This window comes from Acinetobacter sp. YH12117, from assembly GCF_013418865.1.
GTDB lineage: Bacteria > Pseudomonadota > Gammaproteobacteria > Pseudomonadales > Moraxellaceae > Acinetobacter > Acinetobacter indicus.
The window spans coordinates 1-3293 of sequence record NZ_VPBF01000080.1; the positions used below are offsets into that span (position 1 = coordinate 1).

At 35.3% G+C, this 3293-nt stretch carries 3 protein-coding genes; 2 read left to right on the forward strand and 1 reads right to left on the reverse strand.

Annotated features, from left to right (window positions below):
• Positions 1–191 precede the first annotated feature (191 nt).
• Both FTU55_RS14740 and FTU55_RS14745 read left to right on the forward strand, forming a co-directional pair.
• Positions 192–1357 (forward strand): IS3 family transposase gene (locus FTU55_RS14740; RefSeq protein ID WP_180006168.1). Its coding sequence is split into 2 segments (ribosomal slippage): positions 192–450 and positions 450–1357, totalling 1167 coding nucleotides; the frame shifts between segments, so codons are not numbered across the junction.
• Positions 1358–1591: 234 nt separating this feature from the next.
• Positions 1592–2050 carry a DUF523 domain-containing protein gene (locus FTU55_RS14745; protein ID WP_077170035.1) on the forward strand — a complete coding sequence of 153 codons (459 nt, stop codon included), beginning with the start codon at positions 1592–1594 and terminating at the stop codon, positions 2048–2050.
• Between the two features lie 126 nt (positions 2051–2176).
• Here the strand turns inward: FTU55_RS14745 and FTU55_RS14750 are convergent, their stop codons facing one another.
• Positions 2177–2965, reverse strand: coding sequence for an aminoglycoside adenylyltransferase domain-containing protein (locus FTU55_RS14750; protein ID WP_038350081.1), 789 nt, complete (start codon positions 2963–2965; stop codon positions 2177–2179).
• Positions 2966–3293: the final 328 nt, after the last annotated feature.

The window sequence follows — 3293 nt, forward strand, 5'->3', positions numbered from 1 at the left end:
TTCCGCGTCCTTGCAATACTGTGTTTACATACAGTCTATCGCTTAGCGGAAAGTTCTTTTACCCTCAGCCGAAATGCCTGCCGTTGCTAGACATTGCCAGCCAGTGCCCGTCACTCCCACTCGATTGATGTGTGCTTAAAAAACAGGAGGGTTTAACTTGGTAAACTATACATACTCATTAGGAGTTTACCATGAGCAAGAAACAGAAGACTTACACCGCAGAATTTAAAGCTGAAGCCATAAAAGCCATTGAAGAGAACCAAGGTAATGTATCGGAATCCGCTAGACAACTTGGCATTTCAATGCAAACCCTTTCGAACTGGAATAACAAAGCAAAGGCTGGAACTTTAGCAGGCACAAAACAGTATTCGCCCGATCTAAACGCCTTACTCGAAGAAAATAAGAAGCTTAAACAACAGCTCAAAACAGCTGAAATGGAACGTGAATTTTTAAAAAAGGCAGCAGCGTACTTTGCCAAAGAAAGTCAGTGAGGTACGCCTATATGAAATCGCAAAGCCACTTATTTCCGATTATTTTAATGGCTCGATTACTTCGTGTATCCGTTTCTCGCTTTTATGATTGGCTAAAGCGAGGCATGAGTAAAAGATCAATTCAGCGAAATCAGCAGACAATTTTGGTCAAAATAGCCCATGAAGAAACCAAACAAAGCTATGGCTATGTTCGATTAACCAAGCATTTACAAGCGCAAGGTATCAAAATAAGTACGTATGCTGTGCGCCAAATAAAAAAATCAAATCAGTTGTATTGTAAGCGCCATAAGCGTTTCAAAAGAACCACGAACAGTGATCACAACCGTTCTATTTATGACAATTTACTCAAGCAACAGTTTTCAATGACGAAGCCTAATCTTGCGTGGTCGAGTGACATTACCTACATTTGGACGGCTGAGGGCTGGTTGTACTTGGCAGCTGTCAAAGATCTTTACACGAAACAGGTTGTTGGCTATAGCTTAAATGAGCGCATGACAGCCAAGCTTGTTTGTGATGCATTGAATATGGCTATTCGCAATCAGAAACCTGCTAAAGATCTCATTGTACATTCAGATAGAGGCAGCCAATATTGCAGTAATGAATATCGAAACTTACTTGAGAAATTTGATTTTCAGGGTTCAATGAGCAAAAAAGGCGACTGCTTTGATAATGCACCGATAGAGAGTTTCTGGGGCATACTCAAAAATGAACTAGTCCATCATCGCAACTACAAAACAAGGGAAGAAGCCAAAGCGGATATTACAAAATATATAGAGTTATTTTATAATCAGGGAAGAATTCAAAAAGGCTTGGATTTTAAGACACCAAATCAAATGGCAGAAGACTTTTATCGGTTAGCTGCCTAGAATCTCCCAAGTGAAAGTCTCCTGCTAATTCAGCACACATCACTGTTGATAAATTTTCTAAACAAAAAGGATCAAACTAATCTATAAGCTTTGTGGGTTAGAAAAAAAATAACTCACTTTGCATTGATCATATTTAAATTCTTGTTTTATCCATAGCACTAACCTATTAATTTTAAAAAATAATAGGTACTGGCTAAATAGCAAATCGATACATATCTTTTTCATAGAGGAAATATGATTTTAGTAAGTTCTTGTCTGGCTGGCTTAAAGGTACGTTATAACGGGACGCATAGCTTAAACGAAAAAATCGAAAAATTAGTCAAAGATGGAAAAGCTACTATGGTATGTCCAGAGATTCTTGGCGGTTTATCAACACCACGCGAACCTGCCGAGATTTCGGGAGGTAATGGCGATGATGTCTTAGATGGAAAAGCCTGTGTAATTGAAAAATCAGGAAAGGATGTGACTTCAATCTATATTGAAGGGGCATATAGAACTTTAAAAAAAGTTCAATTATTAAAAGCTACTCTGGTAGTGCTTAAAGAAAATAGCCCTTCATGTGGTAGTTCAATGATTTACGATGGTCAATTTAATGGGAATAAGATCTATGGCAATGGAGTTACCTCCGCTTTGCTTAAACGTCATAATATAAAAGTCATTTCAGAAGAAACTTTTTGGCAACTTTTACCCTAGTTCCTCCGCTTTTATTTAAAATCTTCATGCAACTCCAACCACGCCCCCCTTTGCAATATCAAGTCTCTTCGGTATTTAGAGATATAGTGAGGTAATAATCTAAGAAGCATATCCATTACTTCCACATCAGTTAAAAAGTAGTGGTTCAATTTTATGCTGTAATTCTTTAACAATTTTAGCAAGCTGATCATGTAAAACTAACCAACATTGCTCATGACCTTGCCCAATATATTCATCTATTATGAGTTGCAAAATGTCTTGATCTATCTGACTTAAGAATTCTAAAAACCATGTCGCAGCAACATCCTTGGCAACTATTGTTTTATGATCTAATGTATAAGCTATACGGCATAGCGCTAAAATTTGATTACATTCATCCTGATCGTCTTTCCAATGAGCAATAATTTGTGGATAAGTTTTTTGCATGGCAAATATTAATTGTTCATAGCTAATTGGATTTAACCAATCGCAAATATCAGGTCCAAAGATAGTAATGTTATGTAATTGGGCAGTTTTAAGTAAAATACTAATATCTGGATCAGATTGACTATAAAGTAATTCACCTTTGAGTAATTCTTCTCTCAACCACTCGCCATATTGTAGCTGATATGTATATGGATGATTTTTATTGGTAATACTCCCTTTTTCTAATATCGTAATTTCTAAGGCACGCGCTGTAGCATGACCAATCGGAACAGATATATTTAGAAAATTCTGCGCTAATTGTTTTCTTTCCTGATCGGTAATTTCACGTTCAATAATAACTAAAATATCAAGATCACTTTTATGTTTTAAACCACCATCAACATACGAACCATATAAATAAATAGCATAAAGCTTATCTTTAAAATTTTTTTGTAAAAGCTGTTTTACACTTTCAACTTGGCGACACTCTTCATCATTTAAGCTTTGCATATGATTTTTAATTTAAAAAAATAAGTAATGAATTCATAGAGCATTATACAGAATAAGTGTAAATAATTTAATCAATTAGTAAATAACATACTATTTTTACAATATATTTACTTTCAATATAGAGTTTAATACATAAAACTCTATCAATCAAAAAAAGCTTGAAACAACATCTGAATAGTAAGAGTCATTTCCTCCTCACTTAGAGATGGATCCGGAAATTTGAACAACTCCTATAAGTGATACTCTGCTCCTCAAATGATGTTATAAACATCAATATATGGAGTATTTTATGGCACGTAGACCAAGAAGAAATCATTCAAACGACTTT

Excerpts from the sequence above, each read along its gene's own strand:
- FTU55_RS14745 (WP_077170035.1), top strand. The coding sequence starts at position 1,592 with ATGATTTTAGTAAGTTCTTGTCTGGCTGGCTTAAAGGTACGTTATAAC.
- FTU55_RS14750 (WP_038350081.1), bottom strand. The coding sequence starts at position 2,965 with ATGCAAAGCTTAAATGATGAAGAGTGTCGCCAAGTTGAAAGTGTAAAA.